General features: G+C 58.7%; 21 protein-coding genes and 8 pseudogenes. 14 read left to right on the top strand and 15 right to left on the bottom strand.

What is annotated here, in order from left to right; translation table 11 throughout:
* The first annotated feature begins 57 nt into the window (after positions 1-57).
* From AWB81_RS48390 to AWB81_RS48385, 5 genes and pseudogenes are all read left to right on the top strand, one after another.
* Positions 58-285 carry a zinc ribbon domain-containing protein gene (locus AWB81_RS48390; protein WP_200822582.1) on the top strand — a complete coding sequence of 76 codons (228 nt, stop codon included), beginning with the start codon at positions 58-60 and terminating at the stop codon, positions 283-285.
* 987 nt (positions 286-1,272) lie between these two features.
* Positions 1,273-1,447: pseudogene (locus AWB81_RS48875) on the top strand (EamA family transporter); the annotation flags it as partial.
* Positions 1,439-1,645 (top strand): annotated as a pseudogene (locus tag AWB81_RS31150) (DUF305 domain-containing protein); the annotation flags it as partial. The pseudogenes AWB81_RS48875 and AWB81_RS31150, both read left to right, overlap by 9 nt.
* Before the next feature lie 65 nt (positions 1,646-1,710).
* Positions 1,711-3,015, top strand: coding sequence for an Nramp family divalent metal transporter (locus AWB81_RS31145; protein WP_062640820.1), 1,305 nt, complete (start codon positions 1,711-1,713; stop codon positions 3,013-3,015).
* Between the two features lie 73 nt (positions 3,016-3,088).
* Positions 3,089-3,283 (top strand): annotated as a pseudogene (locus AWB81_RS48385) (cation efflux transmembrane domain-containing protein); the annotation flags it as partial.
* Between the two features lie 98 nt (positions 3,284-3,381).
* On the opposite strand, the pseudogene AWB81_RS31135 reads toward AWB81_RS48385, so the two are convergent.
* The 3 genes and pseudogenes from AWB81_RS31135 to AWB81_RS31125 all read right to left on the bottom strand — a co-directional run bounded on the left by AWB81_RS31135 (position 3,382) and on the right by AWB81_RS31125 (position 5,165).
* A pseudogene (locus AWB81_RS31135) lies at positions 3,382-3,599 on the bottom strand (DUF1289 domain-containing protein).
* A gap of 2 nt (positions 3,600-3,601) precedes the next feature.
* Entirely contained in the window at positions 3,602-4,876 is a 1,275-nt protein-coding gene (gene dmeF, locus AWB81_RS31130) for a CDF family Co(II)/Ni(II) efflux transporter DmeF (RefSeq protein ID WP_062640815.1), read from the bottom strand.
* Positions 4,877-4,889: 13 nt separating this feature from the next.
* The gene (locus AWB81_RS31125) at positions 4,890-5,165 is read right to left on the bottom strand and encodes a metal/formaldehyde-sensitive transcriptional repressor (protein ID WP_062640814.1); all 276 of its coding nucleotides are present in this window, start codon (positions 5,163-5,165) and stop codon (positions 4,890-4,892) included.
* Between the two features lie 157 nt (positions 5,166-5,322).
* On the opposite strand from AWB81_RS31125, the gene AWB81_RS31120 reads away from it, so the two are divergent.
* Together AWB81_RS31120 and AWB81_RS31115 are read left to right on the top strand one after the other, a co-directional pair.
* On the top strand, positions 5,323-6,384 hold the full coding sequence (locus AWB81_RS31120; protein WP_062640812.1) for a DMT family transporter: 1,062 nt from the start codon (positions 5,323-5,325) through the stop codon (positions 6,382-6,384).
* A 104-nt stretch (positions 6,385-6,488) separates the two neighbouring features.
* A complete protein-coding gene (locus tag AWB81_RS31115) occupies positions 6,489-7,103 on the top strand; it encodes a class I SAM-dependent methyltransferase (RefSeq protein ID WP_062640825.1) in 615 nt (204 codons plus the stop codon).
* Between the two features lie 49 nt (positions 7,104-7,152).
* On the opposite strand, the gene AWB81_RS48540 is transcribed toward AWB81_RS31115, so the two are convergent.
* The 6 genes and pseudogenes from AWB81_RS48540 to AWB81_RS31080 form a co-directional block, all read right to left on the bottom strand.
* Positions 7,153-7,299: a GDCCVxC domain-containing (seleno)protein gene (locus tag AWB81_RS48540; RefSeq protein ID WP_374730528.1), complete on the bottom strand. Its 147-nt coding sequence runs from the start codon at positions 7,297-7,299 to the stop codon at positions 7,153-7,155.
* 171 nt (positions 7,300-7,470) lie between these two features.
* Positions 7,471-7,761 (bottom strand): annotated as a pseudogene (locus AWB81_RS31105) (chromate transporter); the annotation flags it as partial.
* Between the two features lie 733 nt (positions 7,762-8,494).
* Complete coding sequence (locus AWB81_RS31095) at positions 8,495-8,644, bottom strand: helix-turn-helix domain-containing protein (RefSeq protein WP_235025989.1); 150 nt, start codon at positions 8,642-8,644, stop codon at positions 8,495-8,497.
* Positions 8,645-8,874: 230 nt separating this feature from the next.
* Positions 8,875-9,805 (bottom strand): annotated as a pseudogene (locus AWB81_RS31090) (TolC family protein); the annotation flags it as partial.
* Positions 9,805-10,107, bottom strand: coding sequence for a hypothetical protein (locus AWB81_RS31085; protein ID WP_062640805.1), 303 nt, complete (start codon positions 10,105-10,107; stop codon positions 9,805-9,807). The pseudogene AWB81_RS31090 and the gene AWB81_RS31085, both read right to left, overlap by 1 nt.
* An 85-nt stretch (positions 10,108-10,192) precedes the next feature.
* Positions 10,193-10,573, bottom strand: coding sequence for a hypothetical protein (locus tag AWB81_RS31080; RefSeq protein ID WP_087135309.1), 381 nt, complete (start codon positions 10,571-10,573; stop codon positions 10,193-10,195).
* Between the two features lie 253 nt (positions 10,574-10,826).
* Here AWB81_RS31080 and AWB81_RS31075 point away from each other — a divergent pair, with 253 nt between their 5' ends.
* Positions 10,827-11,024, top strand: a complete 198-nt coding sequence (locus AWB81_RS31075; protein WP_062640803.1) for a heavy-metal-associated domain-containing protein — start codon at positions 10,827-10,829, stop codon at positions 11,022-11,024.
* Between the two features lie 38 nt (positions 11,025-11,062).
* Positions 11,063-11,695: pseudogene (locus tag AWB81_RS31070) on the top strand (YVTN family beta-propeller repeat protein).
* 87 nt (positions 11,696-11,782) lie between these two features.
* Here the strand turns inward: AWB81_RS31070 and AWB81_RS31065 are convergent.
* The 3 genes from AWB81_RS31065 to AWB81_RS31055 are packed head-to-tail and all read right to left on the bottom strand — an operon-like array spanning position 11,783 to position 13,745.
* Positions 11,783-12,277, bottom strand: coding sequence for a TPM domain-containing protein (locus AWB81_RS31065; protein ID WP_062640799.1), 495 nt, complete (start codon positions 12,275-12,277; stop codon positions 11,783-11,785).
* A 2-nt stretch (positions 12,278-12,279) separates the two neighbouring features.
* Positions 12,280-13,128 (bottom strand): TPM domain-containing protein, encoded by an 849-nt coding sequence (locus AWB81_RS31060; RefSeq protein ID WP_062640796.1) that lies wholly within the window; start codon positions 13,126-13,128, stop codon positions 12,280-12,282.
* Complete coding sequence (locus AWB81_RS31055; protein ID WP_062640794.1) at positions 13,125-13,745, bottom strand: LemA family protein; 621 nt, start codon at positions 13,743-13,745, stop codon at positions 13,125-13,127. The genes AWB81_RS31060 and AWB81_RS31055 overlap by 4 nt, the downstream gene beginning before the upstream one ends.
* Positions 13,746-14,127: 382 nt before the next feature.
* Here AWB81_RS31055 and AWB81_RS44985 point away from each other — a divergent pair, with 382 nt between their 5' ends.
* The 4 genes from AWB81_RS44985 to AWB81_RS31035 are packed head-to-tail and all read left to right on the top strand — an operon-like array spanning position 14,128 to position 17,927.
* Positions 14,128-14,580, top strand: coding sequence for an EMC3/TMCO1 family protein (locus AWB81_RS44985; protein WP_144444216.1), 453 nt, complete (start codon positions 14,128-14,130; stop codon positions 14,578-14,580).
* A 25-nt stretch (positions 14,581-14,605) separates the two neighbouring features.
* Complete coding sequence (locus AWB81_RS31045; RefSeq protein WP_062640790.1) at positions 14,606-14,845, top strand: DUF2933 domain-containing protein; 240 nt, start codon at positions 14,606-14,608, stop codon at positions 14,843-14,845.
* Complete coding sequence (locus AWB81_RS31040; protein ID WP_062640789.1) at positions 14,842-15,498, top strand: methyltransferase family protein; 657 nt, start codon at positions 14,842-14,844, stop codon at positions 15,496-15,498. The genes AWB81_RS31045 and AWB81_RS31040 overlap by 4 nt, the downstream gene beginning before the upstream one ends.
* Positions 15,499-15,518: 20 nt before the next feature.
* Positions 15,519-17,927: a heavy metal translocating P-type ATPase gene (locus tag AWB81_RS31035; protein ID WP_062640786.1), complete on the top strand. Its 2,409-nt coding sequence runs from the start codon at positions 15,519-15,521 to the stop codon at positions 17,925-17,927.
* Between the two features lie 623 nt (positions 17,928-18,550).
* Here AWB81_RS31035 and AWB81_RS31030 read toward each other — a convergent pair.
* The 3 genes from AWB81_RS31030 to AWB81_RS31010 form a co-directional block, all read right to left on the bottom strand.
* Complete coding sequence (locus AWB81_RS31030; RefSeq protein ID WP_062640783.1) at positions 18,551-18,901, bottom strand: hypothetical protein; 351 nt, start codon at positions 18,899-18,901, stop codon at positions 18,551-18,553.
* Positions 18,902-19,509: 608 nt separating this feature from the next.
* Positions 19,510-19,731 carry a hypothetical protein gene (locus AWB81_RS31020; RefSeq protein ID WP_087135308.1) on the bottom strand — a complete coding sequence of 74 codons (222 nt, stop codon included), beginning with the start codon at positions 19,729-19,731 and terminating at the stop codon, positions 19,510-19,512.
* Positions 19,732-20,145: 414 nt separating this feature from the next.
* The gene (locus tag AWB81_RS31010; RefSeq protein WP_062640776.1) at positions 20,146-22,554 is read right to left on the bottom strand and encodes a phosphoketolase family protein; all 2,409 of its coding nucleotides are present in this window, start codon (positions 22,552-22,554) and stop codon (positions 20,146-20,148) included.
* Between the two features lie 725 nt (positions 22,555-23,279).
* On the opposite strand from AWB81_RS31010, the pseudogene AWB81_RS31000 reads away from it, so the two are divergent.
* Positions 23,280-23,785, top strand: a pseudogene (locus AWB81_RS31000) (IS30 family transposase); the annotation flags it as partial.

Raw genomic sequence — 23,785 nt, 5'->3', positions numbered from 1 at the left:
CCCGTTATCCAGCACGCCTGCTTTTAACCACTTGTCGATCAGTCGTCTGACTACGCCATCGGTGACTCGTCTGGCTACAAGCTCTCTCAGCGAGCGGACCGGTTCTTCGTTTCGAGCAAGACCTGTAATGGCTGCGGATTCAAACGCAAGTCACTGCCGCTGAACGTCCGGCAGTGGGTGTGTCCGGAGTGCGGCGAAATCCACGACCGCGACCAGAACGCGGCGAGAAATATTCTCGCGGCCGGACTTCTAGCAATACGTATCGCGGGACGCGCGGAACCTTAAGCCTGTGGAGCGGACGAAAGACCTGACGGAGACACCTCCAGCAGGCGGTTCGCAACGAAGCAGGAACCTGACTTGCGAAGCTCAGGAATCCCCGTCCTTTAGGGCGGGGAGGACGTCAATTCCGGCTCGTTGAGGTGCGCCTCTCACACGAAGGAACTGCGACGGAATGCGACGCGTCAAACTGCCGGTCCGCGTGGTGAGCGGCCAATCGGGGCACGGCTCACGAACGCTCGAAAAACTGGTGCGGCCGTCGCGTCAGATTTTAAGAGCAGCATAGAAGACAACGTCTGTTCGTCCGACTTTGTCCGCGCCGATGGCCTTTGCTGACGACGATATCCTATTCGTCATTGGGCCACTACGAAGCGCGGACTTGCTCCATCCCAGCAATGGCCGCAATAACGACGACGCAAGGAAAATCGTCCAATTGGACTAACAAGTGCCATCGGTCGAAAGATACGATACGCCCTTCGACTGTTTCTCCATCTTCGAGCTCGATTTTGATGGTCGACCCGCTGCGCTGCGCCGTGTGCAAATCTACGCCGTGAAGAAATTCCGCCATGGTGCCCTTTATGGTGTATGCGTTCGCCGAAAGCCATGACCGTCACCATGCCATATCTCGCGTACCGGATAACGCGTTATTGGTGTTCAGCTTGGCTGTCGGAAGAGCGCGTCTTCAACTTCGTCATCGCCTGACCTTGCGTGCGCGCTGACCTTCAATTGCCCGAGCAGCACGTAACGTTCAGTGAATCGGTGTAGAACCGCCACAGCCAAGACGGTCGGTCTGCCAACTACCTCCTCGGTCCCTCCGAATGAGCGCTAGTTTGGAATTTTGCGCATCGGCTGCTGAATAGGGCGTGGCTCAGAGATGACGATTCAGCAATCTTTCTGACATCTTGGATGTAAAGCGTGACCGTCGTGCCCAGCAGCCAATCCTGCGTCTTTCAAATCTGTCATCTACTTGGCTCACTTAAAATAGTTGTGTCCAACAGTTCGCTTCTTCTCAACCTCGAAGGCGTCTTCACAGCGCTGATTGCGTGGCTGGTTTTCGAGGAACGTCGACCATCAGATATTCCTCGGGATGGTCGCCATCGTCGCGGGTGGCTTCGCCCTATCTTGGCAACCCGGCGCTGCCGGAGTTTCGACAGGCGCGCTGCTCGGAGCTCCATACAGTGGCGACACCGACAAGGACTTTGTGGCTCACACGATTCCTCATCATCGGGGCGCCATCGATATGGCGAAGGTGGAACTGAAGTACGGCAAGGACACCGACATGAAGCGACTGGCCAAAAGCCTCATCAAGGCACAAAATGAGAAAATTGCGTACATGAAGAAGTGGCAGGCCAAGCACGCTGGCAAATGATGTTGTAATGCGCAGACAGACTGCTTATCCGCAGTGCGTGCAGCCGGTGACAGGCTGGAGTGGCAATGGACGACCGTGCTCGTCGCAAGGACCGACGTAAAACGCTGACGGAGCAAACGACGTCGGCGATGCGGGAGGGACTCGAAGGTCGAGGCGCGCGGGTGTTCCTGCCATTTTTCGGCCCGGCCGTGGTCGTCTCAATCGCCTACATGGACCCGGGCAACTTCGCGACGAACATTCAGGCTGGCGCGAAGTACGGCTATACGCTCCTCTGGGTTGTGCTCCTGGCAAACCTGATAGCCATGCTGTTTCAGGCGCTTTCAGCGAAGCTGGGGATAGTTACCGGACGAAACCTCGCTGAGCTCTGCCGCGAACACTTCCCGAAGCCCCTCGTCCTTCTCATGTGGGGCGTGAGCGAGGTGGCCGCGATGGCCACGGATTTGGCCGAGTTTCTGGGCGGAGCAATCGGCCTGTCCCTGCTGTTCCACATGCCGTTGTTTGTCAGCATGGTTGTCACCGCTCTCGTGACCTATGCGCTTCTGTTGTTTGAGCGTGCCGGTTTCCGTCCACTCGAACTTGCAATTGGGGGACTGGTCGGTGTGATTGGCTTGTCTTACCTTGCCGAACTATTCATCGTACCGGTCGCCTGGCCAGCAGTATTCATGCATACGTTTTCACCGCATCTTCCGGATTCAGAAGCTCTCACGATTGCTGTCGGCATTATTGGCGCCACGGTCATGCCACATGCGTTGTTTCTCCATTCGGGGCTAACTCAAAGTCGCGTGCTCCCAAAGACAGAAGCTGAACGCACCACGCTGCTGGCATATTCGAACCTCGAGGTCGTCATCGCACTGACCACCGCCGGCCTTATCAATATGGCCATGGTCATCATGGCTTCCGGCGCATTCCACGCGGGGCATCCTGACGTCGCCAAAATCGAAACGGCATATCACACCCTGGTGCCTCTGTTGGGCATAGGGGCTGCGGGCATTTTTCTCTTGGCGCTAATTGCCTCTGGGATATCGAGTTCGGTCGTTGGCACGATGGCCGGCCAGATGATTATGCAGGGCTTCATTGGCTTTCGTATCCCGCTTTGGGTGCGAAGGGTCGTGACCATGGTGCCCAGTTTTGTTGTTGTTGGTTTCGGGGTGAACGCGACCAATGCGCTCGTCATCAGCCAGGTCGTGCTGAGTCTTGCCTTGCCGTTTCCGATGATGGCGCTGCTATGGCTCAGTTGTCGACAGGACATCATGGGCCTTCGCAAGAGCCGCACGTTCACTACCATACTGGCCACGATAGCAGCCGCTATTGTCCTGTCTCTCAATGCGTTTTTGCTGCTGCAAACGTTCGGGGTAGCGCTTCCTGGGTAATCGCGGCTTGAAAGGCGTCGGACTACATGGGGACTAGAATGGAAGCGAGCGTCAGGGGACCGGAGAACTGACTATGTCTTGCGATTGCAGCCACGCTTCGGCGAACAGCGAAAAAGAACGGAAGACGCTTCGTATCGCGTTGGGGTTGAACGCCACCATGTTCGTAGTCGGCATGGCGGCCGGCCTTTGGGCCCAATCCAGCGGCTTGATGGCCGACGCACTGGATATGCTCACTGATGCGACTGCATATGGACTTGGGCTCATGGCAGTGACACGGGGTATGCGATTCAAGCAGTACTCAGCCCGCTGGGCCGGAGCAACGCTCACAGTCACCAGAATGAAGTTGTGGCGGCGCACCCCATCGATTCAGGTATCCGGCGTTCGCGGTTGCTCGGCCGACAACGCTGGCGATTCGCGGTGCAGCTTGGCCTGTCGCCGCGCAGGTCGTTAGTCACTTGATGGCGCCGATGGTCGGCCATCTTCTTCCTCGCGCGAGTTTCATCGAGCGCGCGAAAACACCCTACGCACAATTTGGTCTTGCCATCGAAAGCACACACGTCAATGCACGGCGACTTGACTGCCATGGTCAGGCGGCCGCTTGTGACGGTTGCACTTCAACGGTGACATGCGACAGCCCCTTGAAGCGCTCAAGCACTGCGTGATAGAAGCGCGAATCACGCTGGGGTTCACCTGTTGCCACTGACACCACGGCACTCATGTGACCAGGACCCACCCGCCATACATGCAGGTCGACGACCTTGTCGCCACGGTCCTCGATAGCATGGCGGACGTTCTCTGCCATGCGCCGGTCCGGATTCATGTCGAGCAGGATTGCACCGGTGTCCCGCATCAAGCCGTACGACCAGTTGGCAATCACGAGCGCACCAATGACGCCCGCCAGGGGGTCCATCCACAGCCAGCCGAACGCGCGCGCCAGCACCAGGCCGATGATAGCCAGCACGGAAACCGCCGCATCCGCCATCACGTGGATGTAGGCCGACCGGATGTTGTGGTCGCGGGTCGCCGCTTCATGCGCGTCGTCGTGGTGCTCATGCTCTTCGAATTCGACCTCGTGCTCGCCATCCGGCATCCGCACGATCGCTTTGAAGGCGTGCGGCTCTGGAATGTCTTCCTTCGATTCCAGACAGCCGCCACGGTTCGCCAGCGCGAATACCTGTTGCGTCCCATCGGGTCGCACCGCCGTAACGGACACCGTCGAGGCGTCCAGTCGTGAACCCTCCGTCGGCGTAATCCGGAAAACGGGCGGCACGCCATCTTCGAAGATAGAAACTGCAAACACACCGGACGGCGCAGAAATCTTCTGCACCTCGTCTTCATGAGCATGGTCGTCCTGACCATGACCGTGTCCGTGACTATGACCGTAGCTGTGTCCGTGATGGTCTCCGCTCAGCAGCCAAACGCTCGCCAGGTTGACCAGCAGGCCGACCACGGCGATGGGAATTGCTTCACCGAAGTGAATGGGTACCGGCGACAGAAAACGCGACACCGCCTCGTAGCCAATGAGCACCGCAATCATCGCGAGCACGATGGCGCTCGTGAATCCCGCCAAGTCGCCAAGCTTGCCGGTACCGAATACGAAGCGGGAGTCGGTCGCGTGCTTGCGAGCGTAGGTGTACGCGAGGGCCGCAATCAGCATTGCTCCAGCGTGCGTCGACATGTGCAGACCGTCAGCAACGAGCGCAAGTGACCCAAACATGCTGCCGCCGACGATTTCAATCAACATCATCGCGCTGCATAGCGCAATCACGGCCCATGTCTTTCGCTCGTTCTTTTCATGACCGGCACCCAGAAAGATGTGGTCATGTCCTGCGCCGAACGCGGCGTTCTTGAAATCACTCATTTTCTGACTCTGCTTACTTGAAATAGCTGTGAACAACTTCGATGAGCTGTTCAGTTGCGCTGTCACCTGGCTCCTCGCCGCTTTCCGCGTCGACAAGGTGGTTCCTGATATGGTCTTCGAGCACAACGGCGAGCAGGCCGTTCATCGCACCTCGACAACTTGTAATTCGCTGCAGAATGTCTGAACAGCCGTGCTCTTCCTCGAGCGCCCGCTCAATGGCGTCGACTTGCCCCTTAATACGGCGAATCCTGTTGAGAAGCTTCTGTTTTTCCTCAACGGTGTGGCTCATCGCACTCCCCCTTTATACCCTAGGGGAGTATATACTCGCGTTAAGTTTTGTATAGGGGGGTCGGGGTATTTATCCGGACAATCCGGCGTCCGCCTCTGTCTGCGAAGCGCCCCTGAATATTATTCAAACCAAGCTGTCGTTCGAAGCTCTTAATTTCATGCACGCACGTCACAACGCCGCCTTCACCGCACTCCTTGCGGCCGCGCTTTTCGGTGCGACCACTCCGCTTGCCAAAACTCTGCTCGGCTCCCTGTCCCCTTTCATGGTCGCCGGCCTGTTCTACCTCGGCAGCGGATTTGGGCTTGCCATCGGAATTCTCGTCCAGCGGATTCGTCGTACCACGGGCGAACGGCAAAACGAAAGCCGTATTCAGGCCGCTGAAGTGCCTTGGCTGCTTGGCGCAATCGTGGCGGGCGGCGTCGCTGGACCGGCGTTGTTGATGCTCGGCCTGAATACGACCCCGGCCGCAACCAGCTCGCTGCTACTGAACCTCGAAGGTGTGTTCACCGCAGTGATTGCCTGGGTGGTTTTTCGTGAGAACGTCGACCTGCAGATATTTATCGGCATGGTCGCGATGGTGGCAGGCGGCGTAGCGCTGTCTTGGCAACCAGGCGCCGCCGGCGTGTCGCCAGGGGCGCTACTGGTGGCTGGGGCCTGTGTAGCGTGGGCCGTCGACAACAACCTGACACGGAAGGTATCGACGAACGACGCGATGGTCATCGCCTGCCTGAAAGGGCTGGTTGCCGGTACCGTCAATCTGGGCATTGCGTTGCTGCTGGGTGCGCATCTGCCGAGCCTCGGCAAGATGACGGCGGCCATGTTGACCGGCTTAGCTGGCTACGGTGTCAGTCTGGTTCTCTTTGTCGTTGCACTTCGTAACCTCGGTACCGCCCGGACCGGAGCGTATTTTTCAGTAGCGCCGATATTCGGGGTCGCGCTATCGCTCATTCTGTGGCCAGAACTGCCATCGCTGCTGTTCTGGGTAGCGGCTGCACTCATGGCTCTGGGAATCTGGCTTCATATCCGTGAGCGGCATGAACATCCCCATGCTCATGAAGTTCTGGACCACAACCATCGACACAGGCACGACGAGCACCATCAACACGCTCACGACTTTGAGTGGGGTAGTGATGAGCCACACACGCATCCGCACCAGCACGTGCCTATTACTCACACGCACGCGCACTTCCCCGACATTCATCACCGGCATACGCATTGACGCTGCAGCGACAAATTTGCGTTCGGACTGCGCCAATGGTCGTGCTGGGCTTCATCAGGTCCCTTATCATGGAACTGCATACAGTACGGAACCGGGGAAGCAAAATGGACAGCAAAGAGCATTGGGAAGGAATCTATCGCTCCAAGGCATCTGACGCGGTTAGCTGGTATCGCCCGCATCTTGAGACTTCGCTGCAGCTGATTTGTGAAGGCGCGCCGGACCAGAGCGCTACCATTATTGATGTGGGCGGGGGTGAATCGACGCTCGCAGATGATCTACTTGTACGCGGATATCGAAACCTGACGGTGCTCGATATGTCCGCCGTCGCTCTCGATGCAACGAAACAGCGTTTAGGTTCTATCGCCGAAAGGGTCACGTGGGTCGAATCCGATATTACGTTGGTCGACCTACCCGAGCATCGATACGACGTGTGGCATGACCGCGCCGTCTTCCACTTCCTGACGGAGCCATCGCAACAAGACGGCTACATTCACCTGATGACGAAAGCACTCAAGCAGGATGGCCACGTTGTGATTGCCACATTCGGGCCAATGGGCCCAGTCAGGTGCAGCGGGCTGGACGTGAGGCGATATGACGCTCGACAGCTGTCCGACGAATTCGGTGCCGGGTTCGAATTGGTAACAAGCACGCTCGAAGACCACCACACGCCTGCTGGCCCCATCCAGCAGTTTCTTTACTGCTGCTTCCGGAAGCTGTGATTGCCGAGTCAACCCGCCTCGGCGTTGCGCGCCTACTGCGTGAGCCTGCTCAGGCGCAGCAAGAGCCAGACTGCTGCATCGAAGGGCACCTGTTGGTGCCATATAAGCAGTGCACGCAACAATCCCGGGGTTCCGGTTCGAGCACTGTCTTGCAATGTTCGCATTCGTTAAACCACACGCAGGCGTCGGTGTGCATCGTCTCGTCTTTTCAATGCCCGCACGCCGGGCTCGTGATGGGAATTCAACACGACTGCAGTCATCACGGCACCTGCTCCACGTGGGATGGGTACCTCGCTATGCGCAGTTGCTATTCACGTCGCGGGAGCCGCGCATACAACGTTGCAGACGGGTCATTCACAGAGCGGCGTCATAAAACGAACAACCGCAGTACAAGGCCGATGACGCCGCACGCCAAGACCACCGGTATCACCCCGACCTCGAATCGAAACAAGGCGATGCCCGCAGCCAGGCCAATCAGTAGCGACGGCCATTCGAATCCGCCTTGCGTGCCATGCGGCCACAAAACGTGAAGAGCAAAGAACACGGCGAGGTTGACGATGACGCCAACCACAGCGGAAGTGATGGCTGTCAACGGCGCAGTAAATTTCAGATTACCGTGAGTCGTTTCGATGAAGGGACCGCCGAGCAGAATGACAAGGACCCCGACGTTCTAGCATTTGATAATCAGCTGAGAGGCTGAGACTGCTATATGTCGCGGCGGAATCCGGCGTTCTATCGTTCTATCTATGTTCCAAGTCACGGACAAGACAGTATCGAAAGTGGGCGATGGCTTCGTCGGCCCCAATGCGCATGTCGTGGCGATAGCCGCTGACACGCACCGCGCCTACTTTCCACTGAAAGATGCAGGCGGAAAGACGGTGCTACGAGTCTTTAAAGTGGCCGGATCGAGCGGCGCGCCGGATTTTGGTCAACCGCACCGCCCCGTCTATGGAGTGCACAGAGCTGCTCAGGTGGAGCACGTCGATAGGGATGCCGGGAACCTGTGCGCACAGCCCGCGAAGGTTCCTAATCGGCAGTAACCCAGGCTATCACAGCGTATGTCGCGACGACTGCAAGGACTGCAATCGAAAGCAACGCTAAGGTGATTGTTATGAGCAACTTGTGCATGTCCACTCTTACTGACGAGGGGCGTGTAAACAGTAGGCGCACTTTGCGACTAACCGCGCGTGGCACGTTCGGAGCGTCAAAGCAAGTCTCGTCTGGCACCCTTCGCCGCTTTCCTGCCTAAGACTCTCGCACGACGTACGCAGGCCTGCCTATAGTCAATGCCCTGTACCTCGCCACGCACCTGTAACAGTCGGGTCTCAAGCCGCTCGTCCGGATTCCATGAGCATACTCCCGTTACACGTTGATGCGCCTGCGAGGGAAGTTCAATGAAGGGGCCCGGCTCCATTCGCATGCTTGCGCATCTTATCCCAAAGACTCTTTCTGGAGATGCCAAAGGCGTGGGCCGTCTCGGAAATGTGCCCCTGGTGCTGCAGCAGTGCCGCGCGGATGAACGAGTTTTCGCACGCTGCCATGTAGCCATCGAGCGGAGCGTCCATATTCACTGATCCCTGTTCGCCGCCGCGTAGTTCTTAAGCTTGTCGGTGATCAGTAGATCTATTGAGAGTTCGTGTAAGTAAGCGTCCCCAAATTATGACCGATGAAGCTCGTCTTCAACAATTGGATGGCCGGTTCCGGGGGAGCCGATGCCTGAACGTCCGACCGACGACGCATGTGATCGGTGGCTTGTGGCCGCGTGCTGCCCGATGCGGTCGGCATACGTCGGCGCTTTGCTCAGACCCAGTGACGATGCAACGCTCTGCGTCTGCAGCTTCGCCGCCTGGATGTCCAGCCGGTTCTGCATCGCGAAGCTCTCAAGGGCCTTCAGCTCTGGACGGTCCTTGGGCAAGTCCGGCAGACGGTCGGGCAGCTTGTACTGCGTGCTCGCTCCCCACAGGCCCATCGTGCGGGTCAGCTTCTCCCGAACAGCGACAGACTGCTGTCGCGTTTTCGCCAGTTGAGCCACAGCATCTGCATAGAAAGCCTGCTCGCGCGCGTAGTCGAGCTTGCTGAAATTATCCGCCTGCTGCATCCGTAATGCCAGTTCGGCGCCGGCATCAGCCGAAGCCTTTACTTGCTCCGCGTACGCGGCAGACTGCTGGGCTGCAACAGCGTTGACGTATGCCCGGCGGGCGTCGGCGGCTACCTTGAGCATCGCGTCTGCAGTCAGCAGCTTGGTCTGTTCAAAACGGCGGCTCTCAATGCGCATCGCGAGCGGCATCGTAAGGACATTCAGCAAGCTGAGCGTGAAGGTTCTATTGATGCTCAGGGAGTCGTTACCAAGCGCCCGACTGAAATATGAATCCTGGATTAGGCAGGCGTCCGGCCTGTGCCAGGTCGGCCTCGGAGATGCCGAGCTCCCCGTATGAGGCCTGCGATCCCGGATTGTTGAGCAATGCAATCTGCACGGCGTCGTCCATGCCGAGCGGCTTTGAAAGCAGTTCCTGCGTCCGCTTTGCAACCGCCTCGCGGTCCTCGTCGGTCTTCACCAGCACGGCGTCCCGCCCAGGACGCTCCGATGCGGTCGTCGAAAGGGTGTTAAAGCCGCCGTCCTTTGAAAAGGTGGTACAGCCGGCAAGAACCGCTAGTGCGGTCGCGGCAGCAACGACGCGGCCGCACGAAAAGAAGTGCCGCATCATTTGGCCGACTCCTCTTGATGAGAGGTGTGGTCGTTACTCTTGGCACCGGCGCCGTTGGAAGGCATCTGGCTGTGGCTCATCCCCGGCTTTACGGGCGAGGTCGTCACTGCCCGGTTGAGCTCCTGCCAGCTGGGCGCTTTCTGGTCCCGGTATGGCTGATAGTCCGCAAAGACGGACGGCACGCTAACCGTCGGAACCGATGTGGCAGCGTCGGTCGGGTCAGGCAATGCAGTAGTGGCGTGCACGAGCGCGGGCAGCAATGCCGCCGCCCCGGCTAGCGCCGCGATAAACATTCGCATGGATTTCCTCGTCGTAAGTCACCTGGATAGCGGACAGGCCATCAGGTCAAAATTTCGCATCGCGGCTATGGCCGCGACAGACGGACTAGACGAGGGAGATTCGAGGACGTTCGATGCCGCCGGTCAGGAACGACGCGATGCGCTCGGAGCGGGGAATCGGAAGCGCAAAATGAACAACGTCGGCGGATGTCGTCACGGTGGGCGCGGCCGGCAAGGCGCCTCCGAAGCAGCAGGACACGCATGTCGAGCACGAATGAGCATGGTGCACATCGCCGCCATGGGAATGGCTGTGACGGTCATTGTCAGCCACCGCCACATAATGAGTGTGACGGTGCGGAGTCGACTCGTCCGTGTCCACATGCTGCGCGGACACGTCGTCGCCCTCGAAATGCGATGACACGCATTTCATGGAGATGGCCGCGAACGACTGAACCGGAATGGGTTGGAAGTCTAGCACGCTGTTCAAGAAAAAACTGTAAGAGAAAGACCGTGTCAGTGTGTAACTGCGCTCGCAGGGTTCGGCAGCCACTGTCCTTTGTAGAACTAAGCGTAACAAGGCCGAGGTGTCTGGCCCTGCTGAGCGGACGACTTCGCCCTGTGTATCTCCAGCCGCTGACCTGGCGAACAGGCATTATCAGCAGGCGCGTCGCGCTGCCCCTTGACCTTCCCGCCGTGGGAAGGTTCATGCTTGGGCTTCCGATTTGCTCCTGGAGCTGAAAATGGAATTCGAAGTCAAAGATATGTCATGTGGCGGGTGTGCCAACTCAATTACACGCGCGGTCACCAGTGTCGACCCGGAAGCAACGCTCGAAATCGATGTCACCACCAAAATCGTGAAGATCGATTCGGCGTTGCCGCCTGAGCGTCTGGTCGCATTGATTGAAGCGGCGGGGTTTCACCCGACGGTCAACCCGTAATCGCACTGCCCGACGGAGGTAGACGAAATGCGAATCGCATTTCTACTGTTCGCTCTCGGGTTCAGGTTGCGGCTCATGCTGAAAACGTTATCGTGCTGAATTCGGCCGACGCATCTGATTGACGAGGCGACGCAGAACGTCGTCGATACGATGGCGGTCGGAAAGGAACCTCATCACCTCATGGCAACGCCCGACAATCAATCGCTGATTGTCGCGAACTCCGTGGCCAACAATCTCGGCTTTCTCGACCTGAAAACGGGGAAAGTCCAGCGCTGGCTTCGAGGCATCGAGGATCCGTACCAGCTTGGATTTTCACGTCGCAGTCATCGACTGGCAAGCGCGCAAAATCGTGAAACCATCCATACGGACAAGAGTGCGCATAACTTCCGCTCGCTCGCCAACGGCCAGCACGTTCTCGTGTCGAACCGGGTAGGTAGCATCATCAGCATTCTCGACCAGAACACGCTGACCAACGTGGGCACCATCAACGGTTCGCTTGCTGGTCCAGATGACATGGAGCTGACGCCCGGCAAGATACCTGTGGGTGACCTATTCCTGTTCAACCGGTACGTCGGCGTTATCGATATAAAAACGCTGAAGCTCAACAACACCATCAGGGTCGGAAAATCACCTCAGGTATCTACTTCTATAACCGCGCACCGCTGATGTAGGAGCGCACGCGGCGGCCGACAGACATTGCAAGCGATTAACCGTGCGCCGGCGCTAGCACGAACAGCCCTTTTGTCCTGTGGAGAGGCTCACATCACTTCTGGCTTACTCGGCAATTCGCTGTGCGTATCCTGTTGAGGAAAGTGCCTTCTCAGCAACTCCGTTACCTGTTCCACACCACGCAGCACGCCTGTCTCATACCTCCCGCTCCGAAACTCTGCCTCCATGCTCTGGCAGATGGCTTCCCACTCCGCAGCGTGCACCTTGGCGTGCACTCCACGGTCCGCGACTATCTCCACATCGCGGTCCGCGAGCAGCAGGTAGATGAGTACGCCGTTGTTGTGCTCAGTATCCCAGACCCGAAGTTCCGAAAAGACGTCAATCGCGCGCTCTCTTGCTGACGCACCCTTCACCAGCGCATCGACGCGAAGCGCACCCTCGACTACGAACCGGACCTGGCCTATATGGCCACGATGGCTTTCCTGAACCGCTTTTCCTATTGCGTGCAGCGTCCGGGAAGGAAAGGCGGCGTTGACGTGCCATCTGCTCAGGAACAAGTGTCTTATGACGCGTTTGAGGTCCATGGCTACCACCTGCCCGAGGCGCCGCCGCCGCCAAAGCCTCCACCCCCGCCCCGGAAGGTCGTCCGGCCCGACCCACCCCCGAGTCCACCGATAGCACGCCCCCCAACGTATGCCCCCAACCCGCTACCCAGTAAGGTAAACGCGAGGGCGATCGCGCCAGCAACTATTGCGACAAAGAGCGTTCCGGATAACAGCCAAGCGACCACCGCGATGGCGCCGCCGGTCACGACTGAGCCCCCCAAGCGCCCCAGCACGGAACGAAGCACGCCACCTGCCACCATTGTCAGCACGAAGAGGATGGGCAGATAACCGCCGACTTTTCCTGAATTGCTGCCCGCACGCGTGTCCGGCGGCGGCAAAGGCTCGCCGTTGATAACGTTCATGATTCCGCCAACGCCTGCGGCGATGCCACCGTAAAAATCGCCCTGTCTGAATTTCGGGACGATTATTTCGTTGATGATGCGGTTGCTGGTGGCGTCATTCAGTGCTCCTTCTAGGCCATAGCCAACCTCGATGCGAAGCGCCCGGTCGCTTTTTGCGACGATGAGGAGCGCGCCGTCGTCGACGCGCTTGCGTCCGAGCTTCCACTGCTCAACAACACGCATGGAATACTGCTCAATGGTTTCGGGCTGCGTCGTTGGCACAATCAGCACGGAAATCTGGCTTCCTTTCTTCGCCTCAAAGGCCTGCAGTGTCTGCTCGAGCGACGCGCGTTGCTCGGCGGTAAGCGTCGCTGTCTCGTCGGTGACGCGCGCAGTCAAATTGGGGATTCCAACATCTGCGATCGCGACGAACGACCAGAATAGAATGAGCGCGAGTACTACTATCCTCGCTGCCTTCAGGATGTTCAATTGGTCGCTCCACTCGCCGGGGCCGGGGCCGCGTTGAAATTGACCTGCGGAGGCCGAGCAATCTCGGCTTCGTTCGACACCGAGAAGTTGGGCTTCTCCTTATAACCGAAGACACTCGCCGTCAGGTTGGACGGAAACGAGCGCACTGTGACGTTATAGTCCTGCACCGCCTTGATGTACCGGTTTCGCGCAACCGTAATCCGGTTCTCGGTCCCTTCGAGTTGCGCCTGCAGCTCACGGAAATTTGCGTCCGACTTCAATTGCGGATAATTCTCGGACACGACCAGCAGCCTTGATAGCGAACTTGTCAACTGGGCTTGCGCCGCTTCAAATTTCGCGAATGCTTGCGGGTCGTTAACCAGCTCCGGGCTTGCTTGCACCGAACCCACTCTGGCGCGGGCTTCCGTCACACGCGTCAACACTTCTTTTTCCTGGCTTGCATAGCCCTTGACTGTATTCACCAGGTTCGGAATAAGGTCTGCGCGACGCTGATACTGATTCACTACTTCAGACCAACTCGCCTTTACCTGTTCGTCCTGACCCTGGATAGCGTTGTAACCACAGCCGGAGATTCCCAGCACGACTACCGCCATCAACCACGTCAATATCGCGCGCATTGTAATGTCCCTGTCTTCAATGTGGCTCGTTCACTTCTTCTGGCTGCCAGTCAACGCGGGCGACAGCCCCAAACCTACCAGGGACGGCCGTTTCAGCCTACGCCGGGCCAGCCGACCTCAATTGACGCAGGTCAAGTTCGCCCCGGTATCACACTTCTCCGATTACCAAGAGTCTGCACGGAGGTAATAGGCGGGCCGGACGAAAACAGCATGCTTTTTCACCTCCAAGGAGGGACCAGGTGCCGTCGCGCGGCGCAACGACCCTGTATCGACATTCAAACAAATCTGCTTCCTGCGACGTACACCATTGCGCTAGGTCAATTAGGTCCGCGTACACGTCAATAGAGTGTATGGTATCCAATCAATACCTCGGGGAAAAATCATGAACAGCCGACCGAAAACATCGACTCTCGCATCGATTGCTGGGTCGCTCATTGCCCTATCACTCGGATTCGGCTCGGCCATCTCACAAGGTGCTTCACCGGATGTTGACGAACACGGCCACGGCCCGGGCGCTTCACAAGCCACAAAGGCGCCGAAGGGGCAACCGGAATCGCTTACCGGCGCCGACGCTCAAATGAAGAAGATGCACGAAATACACGAGCGAATGATGGCGGCCAAGACGCCGGAAGAAAGAGCAAAGCTGATGGACGAGCAAATGCAGGCGATGCAGCAAGGGATGGCCATGATGAACGCCATGAAGCAACCTCCAGGCGGTAAGGGTGCTAACGGTATGCGGCATGACATCATGGAAAAACGCATGGACATGATGCAGGCGATGATGACCATGATGATGGACCGCCAATCCCTTCAAAGCGCGCCGGCCGGTAAATAACGGCATAGGTGCCGAGGAGTCAAGCATGAATACGCCTTCTCAGGAAACACGGCCGTTCTGGAAGTCGCGCGGTGCCATAGCCATGGTGGGCTTTGGCGCGGCGGCCGCCTTCTTCATGTTCTCTGAGCATCGCGCACATTTTCTCGGCGTGCTGCCGTATCTCCTGCTCCTGGCGTGCCCGCTGATGCACGTGTTTATGCATCACGGACACCGTCGCGGCACTCACGGGGTCGCACCTCACCGATACGAAGGGAAGTCACGATGAGCGGCCCAGCTAACGGCTACGGATTGTGGGGACTGGTTGCAATCAACTCCCTCATCTTTATTGTCTTCGCGTTCAGTTTCTTCAAACCGAACACCGCCCGCGACTGGCGAACCTTTGGTGGATTCTCGGCATTTGTTGTAGCGCTTTTTGCCGAAATGTATGGCTTTCCGCTTACCCTGTATCTTTTATCCGGGTGGCTGCAGACCCGCTTTCCACAAGTGAACCTCTTGAATCACGACGCCGGTCACATCTGGTGGACGATGACTGGTCAGCACGGCAACCCGCACCTCGCTTTCCCGCACGTCGCTAGCATTGTTCTTATCTTCGGCGGGTTCTATCTGCTCTCCATATCGTGGCATGTGCTTTACGAGGCTCAGCACGCGGGTCAGTTGGCAACGATGGGTCCGTATGCGAAAGTCCGGCACCCGCAGTACATCGCCTTCGTCGTTATCATGACGGGCTTTTTGCTGCAATGGCCGACGCTCGTCACAATCGTCATGTTTCCGATTCTGGTAGCCATGTATGTCCGTCTTGCGCGGCACGAGGAAAGTGACTCGGAACAGCGATTCGGGCAAACCTGGCGAGATTACGCCGCACACACCCCACGCTTTATTCCCAGGTTATCCGGCAGCGATACTGCGCATGTCCAATGACCGGTAACTGAGAGGTTTCGATGTCCGAGTCACACGCCCACACGAAAACGGCCGTCCTCGTACCCTCTGAGGGTGTGCCTGTGGATAAAGGCAGGGCTGGAGTCGTTGACCCCGTATGCGGCATGAACGTTACGAAGGACGCTCCGCATCGGTATGCGTATGGTGATAAAACCTACTACTTCTGCAGCAGCAAGTGTTTCGACGCCTTTCGCGCCGCGCCGACGAAATACCTTCATCCTGCAGCGACGAAAACTCCCCCCGCAGCAACCGGGCCGGGCACCCTCTATACCTGCCCGATGCACCCGCAAATACGAGCGTCAGCGCCAGGAAACTGTCCTATCTGTGGCATGGCGTTGGAGCCAGTGACACCAGTCGCGGTCGAGGAACGCAATGTTGAACTGGAGTCTATGACCCGTCGGTTCTGGGTCGCACTGGCGCTCTCGTTGCCGCTGCTGGTGATGACAATGGGGCCGATGTTTCTGTCATATGATTTCAGCGCCGGCATCAACCGGCTCGGTAACTGGTTGACGCTGCCACACTGGATGCCCGCATCGTGGGCACAATGCGTTCAGGCGGCACTCGCCACCCCAGTCGTCCTGTGGGCGGGCTGGCCGTTCCTCGAGCGTGCCTGGAGGTCATTCCGGACGTGGAAACTGAACATGTTCAGTCTTATCGGGCTGGGCGTTTCCGCCGCTTACCTCTTCAGTCTGTTCGCGCTGTTCTTCCCGGACGCATTGCCACAGGCGTTCCGGCACGGACATGAGCTGCCACTTTACTTTGAAGCAGCGTCAGTCATCGTCACGCTTATTCTGCTCGGCCAGGTGCTAGAACTGCGCGCACGCTCCCGCACGTCGAGCGCCATCAAGGATTTGCTGAATCTCGCGCCGCACACGGCAGTCCGTGTCATGGCCGATGGGACGGAGGAGACCGTGCCGCTTGAAGCCGTCGTGATTGGCGACACGCTTCGGGTTAAGCCGGGCTCAAAGGTTCCTGTTGATGGGGTCGTCATTGACGGACGCTCAAGCGTTGACGAGTCCATGATTACCGGTGAATCCATCCCGTCAGAAAAGGTCGCAGGCAGCAAGGCGACGGGCGCCACGGTCAATCAGACCGGTACGTTCCTGATGCGTGCAGAAAAGGTGGGGGCCGACACCTTGTTGGCAAGAATCGTTCAGATGGTCGCGGAGGCCGGTCGCTCGCGCGCGCCCATTCAGAAGCTCGCTGACCAGGTGTCGGGCTGGTTTGTGCTGGTCGTCATCGCTATTGCGGCGGCTTCGTTCGTTGTCTGGGCTGTCGTAGGCCCAGCGCCGGCGCTCGCCAATGCGCTGGTCGCCGCCATCAGCGTTCTCATCATTGCGTGCCCGTGTGCTCTCGGGCTGGCAACGCCTGTCTCCATCATCGTAGGGGTTGGGCGAGGTGCAAAAGAGGGCGTGCTCATCAAGGACGCGGAAGCACTTGAACTGATGGAGAAAGTCGATACGCTGGTGGTCGATAAGACCGGCACGCTTACCGAGGGCAAACCTCGTGTCCAAACCGTCGTGGCGCTCGCGGACCAATCGGAGTCGTCCGTGCTGAGCTACGCGGCCAGTCTTGAAGGGCCGAGCGAACATCCCTTGGCGCAGGCCATTGTCTCGCAGGCACAAGAGAAAAAGGCGGAGAGGAAGCCAGTTGGGGAATTCGACGCAATCGTCGGCAAAGGCGTGAGAGGCGGGATTGACGGTCGTGTCGCATTGCTCGGCAATACGTTGCTCATGGACGATGCGAAAGTCGACTGCGCTGCCGTGAGCACAGAGGTGGACCGACTGCGCCAAGCTGGCCAGACAATTATGTACCTTGCTATCGACGGCAAACTCGCGGGCTATATCGGCGTCGCCGACCCGGTCAAGACCACGACACCGGAGGCGGTCCAACTGCTGCGGGCGTCTGGCATCAAAATCATCATGCTGACCGGCGATAACCCCGTCACCGCCAATGCGGTGGCAAAGACCTTGGCGCTCGACGGCGTCGAAGCCGGCGTACTGCCTCAGGACAAATACAAGCACGTCCAGGAATTGCAGCAGCAAGGTCATGTTGTCGCCATGGCGGGCGACGGTGTCAACGATGCGCCCGCTCTCGCTCAGGCCAACGTGGGAATTGCGATGGGCACCGGAACCGATGTAGCAATGAACAGCGCACGCGTGGTACTCGTCAAGGGCGACCTGCGCGGCATCGCACGAGCCCGGGCCCTGAGCGTTGCCACGATGAAGAACATCCGGCAGAATCTCTTTTTCGCGTTCGCGTATAACGTGATTGGAATCCCTATCGCAGCGGGCGTGCTGTATCCATGGTTGGGCATCCTTCTAAGCCCAATTATCGCAAGCGCCGCGATGGCATTGAGCTCGGTATCGGTGATAGGCAATGCTCTTCGTCTGAGAGGGGCACGAACATAGCTTCGGCAGATGTCGCGAAGCGATACCGACACATCACCTGTCGGCGCAGTTCCGTTTGATTCAGCTATCAACAGGCCGACACGCATGCCATTGATGACGAGCGAAAGATGCGGGGGAACAGAAAAAAGACCCGAACATGATGTCGGGTCTGGCAAGTCACTTCGCCAGAGCGAGGACGTTAATATCAGGTGACACACCACTCCTCTCGGCTGGGGAGCACGTGGCGTTCATTTTTCGCGTGACGTGACGCCGCAAATTTTAATGCCAGCGGACTTGTCAGATATTTCCAATGCTGGGTTAGCGTTTATTGCCGATCCGCGAAGGAACGGCTGGTCAAACGGTAAAACGCTCAATTCAGTCATTCGCCAGGACGCGACAATTGGCCGGTATTGGCCGGTACTGGCCGGGCCGCGTGCTGCCCGAACGGTCGGCATACGTCGGGCCGCAATATTCCTTGACCACCGTCGGCGGGCGTGCGTCGACGTCCTCATCTCAAAAGCGAAGTGACGACTTTATTTCGCGTCCGGCAAATCAATACGGAGTATGGCTCGCCACGCTATCGGGCCGCACGATGTCCCGAGTTGACGATTTTATAGTCGCAACGTTGACGTCTTTAATGCGTTCTACGCTTGCGCACCGGAAAGTATGGCATTGTCGTCCTGGAGTCTCTGCAACTCGTCGATGTAGTACTCCGGCAGCCTGTCGCGTCGAAGGCTCAGGAGCTCGGCGAACTTGACGTATGCAGGTCCGAGCTGCTCCAGCATTTCGCGAAATCGCTTCGCATCGTGATCGATCGTTTGCGCCACCTCGGATTCCGTATCGAACGCGTCCCGCCTGACGCGTAGCCACTCTAAGTAACGCGCCCAACCTGCCTCGACCAACGCGCGCAGGATTTGCGCGAGTCGCGGCAACTCAGCGGCGATTGGGCCATCGCCGGCGTCATCGACATGACCTTGATACGTAGCGTGGTCCATAGGTTTTCTCCTTTCTCACGCCAGTTCCAAGTGGTGCGATGGCGGGGCGGCCCGCGCCGATTGAAGCGTAGTAAGCAGCGAAACCCACCACTGCTGTTGTCACAACAGGAAGACGATTCGCCGGTCAGTAGGGCCGTTGTCGCCAGTGGTCTCTGTAAATCGGGCCGGGAAAGTTCCAACATCGATCGGTTGATCGCAGCACGTGATTTTTACGACGATAGCCGGCACGTGGCCGCGCTGGTCCATCGACCGCATCTCCAACCTGGTAGGGATGTGCGGCCCCCACCGGTCCCACCTTGGAAAGAGTCAGGACCCGCACGCACTCGCCTCGCCCTCATGCAGATGAACGAGCTCCTGGGACGCTCGATCCCACGCGCGCAGCGAAAGGGTGCGCTGCAAGCGCAGCGTTGCGATCGTCAGCTCGAACTCGCCCTGCAGCGTGGCTTCTCAAAGCAACGTAGCGACGCGCTCGCTAAGATCGCTCCGTCCGGCTCGCCAGCCTGCGCGAACGGGGCCGGCCCCGCTGTGGCACGGGCCAACGCGAGACGCAGAACGTGCGCGCGAGAAGGGTGATGGACACGAGCGAATGCACGCCGTTGTGCGCCTGATCATCCGAAGGTCTTGGATCGTCTATCGGGCCAGTCGATGAACGCGAGGAGCCAAAGTCCGATCAGGTTCAGAATTGGAACGAGCGCCAGAATCGACCAGAACGGAGACAGGCCGATTCGAGTTAGGATCCTGCCGAGGGGGTAGAGCAGCACCAGCACCATCACGGCGTAGAAAATCCAATGTCCTAACCCATATCCGGCCATGCTGGTCCAGTTATACATCACGGTACACCTCCATGTATGAACTTTTCTTCTGTCACCCGGGTACGCACCCGGTTATTCGACAATCAAGCGTCCACGAAATATGCCCATGGGGCAGGCAATACCATATTCGCCAGGATTGTCCGGCATAAGTTCTACCGACACCATCTGGCCTTGGGCGGGTCGGCGCTCTTGTCGAAATCGGCGAACACGACCTTGTCCGAGCAGCGTGCGGTTTCCGCCTCGATCGTCAGTTCTTGATTCATGAAATGCTCCGTCGTTCATGCGCCCGGTAGCGTGGGGACGCAAATCGGTGCGAGTTCTCGACGTCTAGGGAATGAGCCGAACTATCAACGCTGCCGGGAGACCTCCTCACCGTCTCGTCGACAGTCGGCGTATCGATGGATATCGCGGCCGCGAGCCTCAAGAATGGCGTCAACCATTCCATGTCCACTCGCGGATCTCGGCGCGATCGATGCCTTCGGCGTGCGCGTATCGAATGCTTTCGATCACCTGATCCTGCAGCCAGTTCTTCGCATGCGCGCCGGTGTCGCGCAGGCGCGGCACGCGATCGATCACATCGATGGCAAGCGTGAAGCGGTCCACGCCATTGATGATCGCGAGTTCGAACGGCGTGTTGATGTTGCCCTTCTCGCGATAGCCGTGCACGTGCATGTTCTCGTGATTCGTGCGGTTGTACGTGAGCTTGTGCACGAGCGTCGGATACGAATGGAAGTTGAAGATGACCGGCTTGTCGCGCGTGAAGAGCGAATCGAAATCGCGCTCGGAGAGGCCGTGTGGATGATCGGCGTCCGGCATCAGGCGGAACATGTCGACGACGTTGACGAAGCGGATCTTCAGATCGGGGAACTGCTTCTTCAGTATCTCCACAGCCGCAAGCGATTCCATCGTCGCGATGTCGCCGGCGCACGCCATCACGACGTCGGGTTCGTGGCCTTCATCGGTCGATGCCCAGTCCCAAATGCCGATGCCCTTCGTGCAATGCACGATCGCGTCCTGCATGCCGAGGTATTGCAGATGCGGCTGCTTGTCCGCGACGATCACGTTCACGTAATCCTGCGTGCGCAGGCAGTGATCGGCCACGCTCAGGAGGCAGTTCGCATCCGGCGGCAGATAGATGCGCACGACGTCGGGACTCTTGTTCGTCACGACGTCCAGAAAGCCCGGGTCTTGATGCGTGAAGCCGTTGTGGTCCTGCCGCCAGACAAGCGATGTGATCAGCAGATTGATCGAGGGAATCGGCGCGCGCCAGTCGAGTTCGCTTTTCGCCTTTTCGAGCCACTTCGCGTGCTGGTTGAACATCGAATCGATCACGTGCACGAACGCTTCGTAGGTCGCGAAGAGACCATGCCGGCCCGTTAGTACGTAGCCTTCGAACCAGCCTTCGAGCGTGTGTTCCGAAAGCATCTCCATCACACGGCCGTCGGGCGCGAGCGCGCCGCCGTCGCTGTCCTCCGGTTTCGTCTCCGCGATCCAGCGCTTGCCCGATGCCTCGTACACTCCGTCTAGCTTGTTGCTCGCGGTCTCGTCCGGACCGAAGAGCCTGAAGTTCGTCATGTTGTTGCGGATCACGTCGCGCAGGAACTTCGCGAGCACCGCAGTCGGCGATTGATAGGTGCTCGCCGGGCTCTTGATCTCGAACGCGTACGCGCGGATATCGGGCAGATGCAGCGCCCTGCGCAGGCGCCCGCCGTTCGCATGCGGATTCGCGCTGATGCGTCGCTCGCCCTTCGGCGCGCGGTCGCGCAACTCCGGGATGAGCCGGCCATCGGCGTCAAAAAGTGCTTCGGGCTTGTAGCTGCGCATCCAGGCTTCGAGCACTTGCAGGCTCTTCTTGTTCGTCACGGGATCGAGCACCGGCACCTGATGCGAACGCCAGAAGTCCTCGACCTTGTGGCCGTCGACCTCCTTCGGCCCCGTCCAGCCCTTCGGCGAGCGCAACACGATCATCGGCCAGCGTGGACGCGTGGTGTCGTTGTTCGAGCGCGCGTGCTGCTGGATCGCGCGTATCTCGCCGACGCATCGTTCGAGCGTCGATGCCATCCGCTGATGCATCTCGTGCGGATCGCTGCCTTCGACAAAGTACGGCTTGTACCCATAACCTACGAACAGCGCTTCGAGTTCCTCATGCGGAATGCGCGCGAGGATCGTCGGATTGGCGATCTTGTAGCCGTTCAGATGCAGAATCGGCAGCACGGCGCCGTCCTGGATCGGATTCAGGAACTTGTTCGAATGCCACGACGTGGCGAGAGGGCCGGTTTCCGCTTCGCCATCGCCGACCATCGTCGCGACGATCAGCTCAGGATTGTCGAACGCGGCGCCGAACGCATGCGAGAGGCTGTAGCCCAGTTCTCCGCCTTCGTGAATGGAGCCGGGCGTCTCCGGCGTGCAATGCGAGCCGATGCCGCCCGGCGCGGAAAAGAGCCGGAACAACTTAAGCATGCCGGTCTCGTCATAACTCCGCTCGGGATACACCTCCGAGTAATAACCTTCGAGATACGAATTCGCAAGCGTCGCCGGCGCGCCGTGGCCTGGACCGGAGACGAACATCACGTTGAGGTCGTCTCTGACGATCAGCCGGTTCAGGTGCACCCACGTGAACGACTGCCCCGGGTCCGATCCCCAATGGCCGATCAAACGCCGTTTGATATGTTCGGGCTTCAGCGGCTCGCGAAGCAGCGGGTTCGCGCGCAGATAGATCATGCCTACTGAGAGGTAGTTGCAGGCCCGCCAGTAGGCGTCGATCTTCCGCAACTCCTCCGGGGACAGACGGGGGTGACCTTCGGTTTGCTCGGGCCTTTGCCGTTGAACGTTATTGTCCATTTTCTTTCGTCTCTTTTCTGTGACGCTTGCTACTTCGGGAACCCGCGAGCATGTTTTTTTTATGGAGAGGCATGGCCGATCGAAGTCGGAAAGCCGAGCACGGGGATAAAGTCAGATTCGCCGTGGGGTGGAATTATTGGTTGACCGATCTGGCGAGCGGCAGGAGCTCCATGCGACTCGCGTGCGCTATAAACGCCGCTAGATCGAGCGTTAGGATCATGCGGCAGTCCACTTTGTCATTCTTCAGATCGGCGAACACGGTGTTGACGTCCCCCAGGCGGGCGCGGTGGCTGTGCGCGCGCACTGGGCCCTCTGCAGCAAAACCAAGCGACTTCCGCAGATCCCGTCGCGTTCCGTCTATTGAACTCCGCGCGGTAATGTCGTTAGAAGCCGTCGAAAAAATTGCCAACAAAAACATCGATCGCCAGCGTGGCACCAAGTCGGCGCGCCAGTGCGACCTTCCCAGGTGTTATTTCGACAGCGGACGACATGGATGTCCATTGTGATCGCGTATCGAGCCGCGACGTACGATGCCATCGACGTTCTCGGGTAGGTGGCCGTTGAAAATCGGCTGTGTTGTATAGTATCGGCGGACTAGAGCGAGCGGCTTTGACATGGATCAACCGTGGCGTCCGCCGCTTTACTCCAATCTCACGCTAGCTTCGGCCTTTTGCTCGACGGCCTCAAAAGCGAGGTGCAACACTTGTCTCGTATAAGGTGTTGCAATGCCCGACAAAACTTCGTACCAGCAGCTTCAACCTGAAGAACGCCTCGCCATCGCAAGCCTACGACTGCAGGATGTGAGTATCAGGGCCATGGCCCTGATGCTCGGGCGTTCACCAGCCACCATCAGTCGTGAGCTGATGCGAAACAGCTCCGCTACTGGCTATGCATCGGTGCCGGCTGAAGCGCGGAGCAGCAGGTTTCACACGAAACCATCTACACGGCCATCTACGCCCAGCCGCGAGGCGAACTGCGCCGCCAGTTGATTGCCTGCCTGCGCCACGGCCACAGCACCCGCATGTCCCGCGCGCGTGGCACAGACCGACGCGGGCAAATTCCCGACATGGTCAGTATTCACGTGCGGCCGCCCGAAATCGAAGACCGCCTTTCTGCCGGGCCACTGGGAAGGCGACTTCATCAAAGGCGCCGGTAATCAATCCTCCGTTGGCGTGCTGGTTGAGCGCACCAGCCGACTGGTGCTGCTTGCCAAGATGCAGGACGCAACCGC

The organism is Caballeronia arationis (assembly GCF_001544975.2).
Taxonomy (GTDB): Bacteria; Pseudomonadota; Gammaproteobacteria; order Burkholderiales; family Burkholderiaceae; genus Caballeronia; species Caballeronia arationis.
This window is presented reverse-complemented; position numbering and strand designations above follow the sequence as displayed.

What these genes read in the sequence shown, in the direction of transcription:
- AWB81_RS31115 (WP_062640825.1), top strand. Translation starts at nt 6,489, where the DNA reads ATGGACAGCAAAGAGCATTGGGAAGGAATCTATCGCTCCAAGGCATCT.
- AWB81_RS31030 (WP_062640783.1), bottom strand. Translation starts at nt 18,901, where the DNA reads ATGGACCACGCTACGTATCAAGGTCATGTCGATGACGCCGGCGATGGC.
- dmeF (WP_062640815.1), bottom strand. Translation starts at nt 4,876, where the DNA reads ATGAGTGATTTCAAGAACGCCGCGTTCGGCGCAGGACATGACCACATC.
- AWB81_RS31040 (WP_062640789.1), top strand. Translation starts at nt 14,842, where the DNA reads ATGAGCGGCCCAGCTAACGGCTACGGATTGTGGGGACTGGTTGCAATC.
- AWB81_RS48540 (WP_374730528.1), bottom strand. Translation starts at nt 7,299, where the DNA reads ATGCACACCGACGCCTGCGTGTGGTTTAACGAATGCGAACATTGCAAG.
- AWB81_RS31120 (WP_062640812.1), top strand. Translation starts at nt 5,323, where the DNA reads ATGCACGCACGTCACAACGCCGCCTTCACCGCACTCCTTGCGGCCGCG.
- AWB81_RS31055 (WP_062640794.1), bottom strand. Translation starts at nt 13,745, where the DNA reads ATGCGCGCGATATTGACGTGGTTGATGGCGGTAGTCGTGCTGGGAATC.
- AWB81_RS31045 (WP_062640790.1), top strand. Translation starts at nt 14,606, where the DNA reads ATGAATACGCCTTCTCAGGAAACACGGCCGTTCTGGAAGTCGCGCGGT.
- AWB81_RS31085 (WP_062640805.1), bottom strand. Translation starts at nt 10,107, where the DNA reads ATGCGAATGTTTATCGCGGCGCTAGCCGGGGCGGCGGCATTGCTGCCC.
- AWB81_RS31145 (WP_062640820.1), top strand. Translation starts at nt 1,711, where the DNA reads ATGGACGACCGTGCTCGTCGCAAGGACCGACGTAAAACGCTGACGGAG.
- AWB81_RS44985 (WP_144444216.1), top strand. Translation starts at nt 14,128, where the DNA reads ATGAACAGCCGACCGAAAACATCGACTCTCGCATCGATTGCTGGGTCG.
- AWB81_RS31075 (WP_062640803.1), top strand. Translation starts at nt 10,827, where the DNA reads ATGGAATTCGAAGTCAAAGATATGTCATGTGGCGGGTGTGCCAACTCA.
- AWB81_RS31010 (WP_062640776.1), bottom strand. Translation starts at nt 22,554, where the DNA reads ATGGACAATAACGTTCAACGGCAAAGGCCCGAGCAAACCGAAGGTCAC.
- AWB81_RS31035 (WP_062640786.1), top strand. Translation starts at nt 15,519, where the DNA reads ATGTCCGAGTCACACGCCCACACGAAAACGGCCGTCCTCGTACCCTCT.
- AWB81_RS31125 (WP_062640814.1), bottom strand. Translation starts at nt 5,165, where the DNA reads ATGAGCCACACCGTTGAGGAAAAACAGAAGCTTCTCAACAGGATTCGC.
- AWB81_RS31095 (WP_235025989.1), bottom strand. Translation starts at nt 8,644, where the DNA reads ATGGCAGCGTGCGAAAACTCGTTCATCCGCGCGGCACTGCTGCAGCAC.
- AWB81_RS31065 (WP_062640799.1), bottom strand. Translation starts at nt 12,277, where the DNA reads ATGGACCTCAAACGCGTCATAAGACACTTGTTCCTGAGCAGATGGCAC.
- AWB81_RS31020 (WP_087135308.1), bottom strand. Translation starts at nt 19,731, where the DNA reads ATGTATAACTGGACCAGCATGGCCGGATATGGGTTAGGACATTGGATT.